6 protein-coding genes are annotated in these 6,215 nt (G+C 67.7%); 2 read left to right on the top strand and 4 right to left on the bottom strand.

Annotated elements, in window-relative coordinates; translation table 11 throughout:
- Positions 1-786 precede the first annotated feature (786 nt).
- Positions 787-1,263, bottom strand: a complete 477-nt coding sequence (locus tag ACIBW6_RS32955) for a hypothetical protein (RefSeq protein WP_399066218.1) — start codon at positions 1,261-1,263, stop codon at positions 787-789.
- Between the two features lie 35 nt (positions 1,264-1,298).
- On the opposite strand from ACIBW6_RS32955, the gene ACIBW6_RS32950 reads away from it, so the two are divergent.
- Positions 1,299-2,066 carry a transposase gene (locus ACIBW6_RS32950; protein WP_399066215.1) on the top strand — a complete coding sequence of 256 codons (768 nt, stop codon included), beginning with the start codon at positions 1,299-1,301 and terminating at the stop codon, positions 2,064-2,066.
- 136 nt (positions 2,067-2,202) lie between these two features.
- On the opposite strand, the gene ACIBW6_RS32945 is transcribed toward ACIBW6_RS32950, so the two are convergent.
- The 3 genes from ACIBW6_RS32945 to ACIBW6_RS32935 form a co-directional block, all read right to left on the bottom strand.
- Positions 2,203-2,919, bottom strand: a complete 717-nt coding sequence (locus tag ACIBW6_RS32945; RefSeq protein WP_399066213.1) for a hypothetical protein — start codon at positions 2,917-2,919, stop codon at positions 2,203-2,205.
- A gap of 309 nt (positions 2,920-3,228) precedes the next feature.
- Positions 3,229-4,242, bottom strand: coding sequence for a hypothetical protein (locus ACIBW6_RS32940; RefSeq protein WP_399066211.1), 1,014 nt, complete (start codon positions 4,240-4,242; stop codon positions 3,229-3,231).
- 1,006 nt (positions 4,243-5,248) lie between these two features.
- Positions 5,249-5,725, bottom strand: a complete 477-nt coding sequence (locus tag ACIBW6_RS32935; RefSeq protein ID WP_399066209.1) for an STAS domain-containing protein — start codon at positions 5,723-5,725, stop codon at positions 5,249-5,251.
- 122 nt (positions 5,726-5,847) lie between these two features.
- Between ACIBW6_RS32935 and ACIBW6_RS32930 the strand changes: the two genes are divergently transcribed.
- A complete protein-coding gene (locus ACIBW6_RS32930) occupies positions 5,848-6,177 on the top strand; it encodes a helix-turn-helix transcriptional regulator (RefSeq protein WP_399066207.1) in 330 nt (109 codons plus the stop codon).
- Positions 6,178-6,215: the final 38 nt, after the last annotated feature.

Genomic DNA, 6,215 nt, shown 5'->3' with positions numbered 1-6,215 from the left:
GCGCGCGGTCTGCTCCGCAGACACGACGCGCCGCCACTACGTGGCGGAAAGACGGCCACGCTCCGCGTTGCCCACCAACCGGCTCCGCCGTCCGGTGCGGCCAACTCCGTTGTCCGCGGCTCGAATTGCTCCGCAATTCGGCCTGCAGAAATTCGCTCCGCGAATTTCTAGGGCTGGCTGTAGGGTGGGCCTACTCGCGACTCTTGTCTATTCATAGACTTGACAAACCGTCAAACCTATTGCCCCCTTTGCCAGTTTGAATTTTGGGCACGAGTACTCCCCCATCTTCCCGGCCGGCCAGCTGTGGCCACAGCTCCGGCCCGCTGTCCCAGCGGAGACAAGCCCTGACTGTCTCCCCTATCCCGGACCTGCTTCTCACCAGAACAAGCTGTGGGCCAACACGGTATGACAGACTCATCCGGCGCGCGCAGCGTGCGGCCGCGGCCAAGTAACTCCTCGACCGTCGCGCGCGGCGTGAACTGACGTCTTTTCATGTCCATTTGTGGCCCAGGACTGAGGCGTTCCGAGCGACCGATGTGGCAGCAGAGGCCCGCGCCCGACGTGTGGCTCCCAGGCACCCGCGGGGTCCGGCGGAGCTCACGCGGTTCGCGCGGCTGCGGGTCCTGGAAGCGGAGGGCGCGTACGGGCTGAGCAGCTTCGAAAAACGGCGGCCCGGTGCGTGAAAGAGCACGGCGACGGGCGCTGAACGCGCCGTACACCTTCAATGACGCCCAACTACAGGAGGCTAAGGGCTGTCCCGTAAACGATTATCGAGGTGGCGGTGTACTACCCCACGACCGCGCGGGCCGCGTCCAGAAACGCCAGCCGGTTGTCCTCCAGGTAGTCCCGCACGCTTTCACCGTCGGGCAAGCCTTCCCATACCGTCCGGTTGAGGTCGAGGAAGTACGCGCGGGCCGCGTCGTGCACCGGCAGCGGGAACTGGATACGGATGAGCCGCTCCGCAACCCACAGCCTGTTCATGACGTCCCGGGTCCTGAGGAACCAGGCGTCGGTGTCCTCCCACTCGGAAGGCTGGCTGAAGGCGGAGCGTTCGGCCTCGGCCCCCACCTCGACGAACCGCTCCAGCAGGGCCAGCCGTTCCCCGCGGCGGGCCTCCGACAAGGCGATCTGCTGTCGTTGCTGTCCAGCGCGTTCCGCCGAGAGTTGCGTTCTGTGCTGGACGAGGTAGGACAACGAGCCGCCGAGGACAACGCCGCCCAGCGATATGAGGGACACCCAGACCTGACCTGACATGCCGGTCATCGTGCCATGCCGTCGATCTTTGAGACGATCTCGCTGTGGCTGGTGTGATCACGGCGTCCGCGCCGTCCTGGATAACCCCCTTCACCGGGCTGAGCCCGCGCTGCTTCGGCAGGTTGGTAACCGCGCTGCGGCGCGAAGGCGCGGAAGCGGTACGACGGGGACGGCCATGGGGCCTAACGCTGGAGAACCGGGTGCTGCTCGTGGCGGCGTACTGGCGCACGAACTTGACCATGCGCCAACTCGCTCCGCTGTTCGGCGTCTCGAAGTCTGCAGCTGACCGGATCATCGGTCATCTGGGCCCGCTGATCGCGCTTCAGCCCAGGCAACGTTTCGCCAAGGACGCCGTCCTCATCGTGGACGGCACTCTGGTGCCCACCCGCGACCACAACATCGCCGAGCAGTCCAAGAACTACCGGTACTCCACCAACCACCAAGTTGCCATCGACGCCGACACCCGTCGCGTCGTCGTGGTCGGCCGACCGCTGCCGGGCAACCGCAACGACTGCAGAGCCTGGGAGCAATCAGGGGCGAAAGCCGCTGTCGGCAAGACCACGACGATCGCCGACGGCGGTTATCTCGGCACCGGACTCCTGATGCCGCACCGCCGCCGGGCCGGCGAGGAACTGCCCGATTGGAAACGGCAACACAACCACTCGCACAAGCGGGTGCGGGCTCGCGTCGAGCACGTCTTCGCCCGCATGAAGACCTGGAAGATCCTGCGCGACTGCCGGCTCAAAGGCGACGGTGTCCATCACGCCATGCTCGGCATCGCGGGCCTGCACAACCTCGTCCTCACCGGATAAACGCAGCCGCAGTACCGTAACCGAATTTGCCGCGACCAACTCCAAGATCGTTACGGGACAACCCTTAGTCTCAGCACACAGCACCTGACCGACCGTGATGGGGGCACGCTCACGAGCGTGCCCCCATCACGCCCCGCTACTCCGGCAAGGGCAACACCACGGCAGCCAGCAGCCCCTGCTCCACCTGTGCACGGTCCACACCGATACCGAAGCGGTCCCCGACCGCCCGGTACACGGCACTCGCCCACTCATCCTCCGTGACATCCCGCCACGCCCGCCCATCCTGAAGTGTGCTGTACACGGCCTCCGCCCGCGTCAGAGCCTCATCGAAGGCCGCCAGATCACCCGACGGATCCTCCGGCGCAGCGAACAGGCTCTCCCTGAACCCCCGCCCGAACTCCGCCGTCCACGCATCCTCCATACCGAAGGGCGAATAGGCCACCGTGCCGGGAAGATCATGGTGGTTCAGCGACACGCAGACGATCTCCTCATCCGCGCGCGCCACCAGCCCCGGGTCGAGCAACTGGGCCAGATACCAGGTCGCGGCGAGATCGTTCTCGAGGATATAGGTCCACTGCCCACACCCCCCGAGCATGCCTATCGACGACGCCCCAGGAAGATAGCCCGGCTCACCTGCAGCAGGCTGGACGAAATCCCGGTACAGCACCGGCTCATCCATCACCGTGTCCGCAACGCCCATCCGCAGCAGCCCCTCCCGCGCATCCGGACCACGGCGGGCCGTCAAGGAGATCCCGGCCCGCATCCCCGACGCCGGGCCCTGCTCCGCCCGGTGCGCGTAGGAGGCGTACCGACCGATCCAGGCCAACAACTCATCACCGTGCTGATCACTCATGGAACCGGACTCTAACCCCCGCGGCTCTTATGGCTCGCATGCCGCCAGCGCGCGAACTCCGTCGGGCTCGCCGGTGAGAGCCTGTCTTCCTGAGCAGGCAGACGTGGCCGGTTCGCGGATTCGTCCCGACCTCCCGCACTGAAGCCGAACATGAGGGGCTCTCCGGGCGCCGTGCGGTTCTGTCCGCTCGCCCTACCTTCTGCCCGAGCCGAACACCGCTTCAGGACTCAGCAGCAGCTCGAAGAGCGCCGGCAACACGAGGGAGTACGTCCCCGGCCCCGCCTTCCCGCGCGGCATCTACGCCCGTGTTCAGGCGGTCGACGGGCGACTTGATCTCAGGCGCCCGTCATAGATGCCCTCCACGACCTCCTCAGGGCCAGGCTGTGCCCCCTTGTAGTAACGGATGCCCTTCCCCTGGGGCGGCCGACCTGTTTCCCGGCCCAGCGGGTGCCGTCGGCTGAGCGCCGTGCGCCAGCCCCACCGTTCGTCCCACACCAAAGCCGGCACCGGCGCGCTGGCGTTCAGGACCAGGCCCGCGGCCACGACGTCATCGGCAGGCTGCACCACCACTGCCTCGTGCCGCTCGGCCAGGCCCTCGTCGGCAACGCTTTGGACGTATGCCTGCAGGCTGCGGGCATGCAGTTCGGTGTGCGCCCGGGCCACGGCTGCCCGCTGTGCCACGGGCGGGTAGCCCAGCGCGGCCGCTGCCTGCTCCGGGGACAGCCCCTCCTCGGCCTCGACCAGGTCGGCAATGCGCGCGCCGCGCAGGCGGGGCAGGACCCGGGCTGCGGTGGAGTAGGCGATGCCCAGCTCTTTCTGGAGGTGGGCGAGGGTCACCGCCGTGTCGGCGTCCAGGAGTTCGCCTACGCGGGCCTCAAGCTGGTCGCGGGGCACCATGTCGCCACTGCCCTTGGGCCGGTGCCCGCCGGGGCCGGCCGGCTCCTCGCGAAAGGCCCGCAGAACGCGGCGGGGGCAGTGCTCAACCCCCGCAGCCTTCACCAGGTGCGGCGCGATCCGCGGGTCGCGTTTGTAGCTGTTCCAGGTATCCGGCGTCACCCCGAGCAGCTGCGCGGCCTCGATCCGCTCCAGCAGGTCCTCGTCGTCATCAGTCTCCGGCAGTGCCGGCACCGCCCTTCCGGCCAGGAAGGCGGTTGTCTGCTCGCGGTCCCACAGCAGAGTCTTCGCGCCGGCCGCACTGATCGGAGCTGGGAAGCCGTCCGCGGCAAAGGGCTTGCGGTTACGGAATGTCCCCAGCGCCATACCCATGACCTGCGCCAGGTCAGCACTGTTTTGGACCTGCTCACGCCGTCCCGCGCGGATCATCACTCACCCCTGGACATGTCGGCGCCGCACAGCGGAAGGAGGAAGTCACAGTCGTCGACGCGGCCGACACCTACCGTCGTCGAAAGAAGACTACGCCTCTTACATCACACGCGACACGGGCACACGCCCGGCGCATTCCGCCCCGCTACGCTCGAAGACATCGCGCCCCTGAGGCAGAAACTCCTTCAGGTGTGTGGTCGTTGGAGGCCGGCGCCCTGGCCGCCCCGGCCCGGCGGGATTGTGCGCCGGCCATTTACCTGCCCGCCACTCTCACGGCCAGCTGCCGCGAGGCCTGCCACCGGGCCGGAACAAGGCGAAAGCAGGCAGCCCCCAGCGGGGACATGAATGCAGCCTGCAAGGATCTCAGGATGTCCCGCCGATCCCGTCTTCTGTCCTGGGCTGCCGCAGCAGCAGCCATCCTCGCCGTCCTGCTCGGTCTGTTCCTTCACAGAAGCCAGCGGAAGTTCAGCGCCGCTCCCGCCGGCGGAGGAGCCAGCCCACGACCCCCGGTCGACCGCGAGGCGCCCGAGCTTCGCAGGTTCGACATTGGCCGCGACGCGGCTCACATCTGGGCCCATCGCGCGGACGTCCTCTATGACGGCCGGCCGGTCAGCGTCTGACTGCAGGGGGTGCCTCCATGTTTTTCGTCAAGGCGCCCGGGTTTGGTTCGGTGGTTTGACTTGCTGGGGTTATGCGGAAAGTTCGACGCCCTGGGGAAGGCGGGGTTCGTAGAAGGTGCCGTCGCGGAGCATGGCGAACAGGACGTTGATGCGTTGGCGGGCGAGGCGGAGGAGGGCCGCCAGCGGTTTTCGGCAGGGTTGGCAGTCCCACAGCCTGGTTCCTGACCGACGTCGCCCCCGTGCCTGGTTCGATACGCCGGCGGCAGGCAGGCTCGTTCCATCCGCAGTTCCCCGGGGGGCTGGTGACCAGGGCGTCCCACGCGGTGGGGTCGTGCCGCAGCGCGACCTCGAAGTCCGCGGCGGACAGGGCGTGGAAGGGGAGCAGTTCACAGACGGCTGGCGTGAGGCAGGGCTCTCGGTTTGCGGGGGTGACAAAGTGACGCGTGCCGTGTGATGCGGCTGACCTGCCCGACGGGGGCGCCCGGAAGACCGACGGCGGGGGCGGTGGTGAACAGAGCGGCGGTTCGGGTGAGGTGGAGCAGGCGGGTGACGGCCGGGCCGGCCGAGTCGATGGTCACTGTCTTGCCCGTCCGCAACGCCGCCCGGCGTACGCGTAGCAGCGCGTTGAGGCCGGCGCAGTCGCAGAACCGCAGAGCTCGCAGATCAAGGACGAGGCCTTGGCGCGAGTCGTTGAGGGCGCCGTACAGGTCTTGTTCCCAGGTTTGGGCGGAGTCCAGGTCGACCTCGCCCTTGACCGCGAGGTGGGTGTGCGTACCCTCTTCGCGCACCGAAGTCCGCACCGCGGGGCCGGGGTATGCAGAGCCGGTAGCCGGGCAGAGGGCGCCGTCGGCGCGGTCTGGCATGGCTGCCTCCCGGGGTCGACTACAAGGCGATTCAGGATCGCCTGAAACATACGTCACGTCAACCAATACATGAAATCTATTACATGTATGTGGTGTCTGGAGTTGTTCCGTAAACTGGCCGTATGCAGGCGCAGACTGAATCGCACACCGGATGGACCTTCCTGACCAACCACGCCCGGGTCCTGGCGGCCATCGCCGACGACCGCCATGTCCGCGTACGGGATCTGGCCGTGCACTGCAGGCTCACCGAGCGCGCCGTTCTGCGGATCATCACCGACCTTGAGGACGCCGGCTACCTCTCCCACGTCCGCGAGGGCCGCGGCAACCGTTACGCCATAGACCCCACCAAGGTCCTGCGACATCCCGCCGAGGCGGGTGTCCCCGTCGCGGCCCTCCTCGCGATCCTGGTCAAGGACGAGGCCGACCGCACCCAGCAACTCGACCCTGCTTGAGCCCTCTTCAACCGCACAGCGACTCGGGCTGTGGGCAC

The organism is Streptomyces sp. NPDC049813 (genome assembly GCF_044465085.1).
In the GTDB taxonomy this organism is placed as follows: domain Bacteria; phylum Actinomycetota; class Actinomycetes; order Streptomycetales; family Streptomycetaceae; genus Streptomyces.
The sequence above is the reverse complement of the archived record's forward strand: the minus strand, read 5'-3'. Positions and strand labels throughout refer to the sequence as shown.

Bases quoted from the DNA above. Each gene is read 5' to 3' on its own strand.
- ACIBW6_RS32955 (WP_399066218.1), bottom strand. From the start codon at position 1,263: ATGACCGGCATGTCAGGTCAGGTCTGGGTGTCCCTCATATCGCTGGGC.
- ACIBW6_RS32945 (WP_399066213.1), bottom strand. From the start codon at position 2,919: ATGAGTGATCAGCACGGTGATGAGTTGTTGGCCTGGATCGGTCGGTAC.
- ACIBW6_RS32940 (WP_399066211.1), bottom strand. From the start codon at position 4,242: ATGATCCGCGCGGGACGGCGTGAGCAGGTCCAAAACAGTGCTGACCTG.
- ACIBW6_RS32935 (WP_399066209.1), bottom strand. From the start codon at position 5,725: ATGCCAGACCGCGCCGACGGCGCCCTCTGCCCGGCTACCGGCTCTGCA.
- ACIBW6_RS32930 (WP_399066207.1), top strand. From the start codon at position 5,848: ATGCAGGCGCAGACTGAATCGCACACCGGATGGACCTTCCTGACCAAC.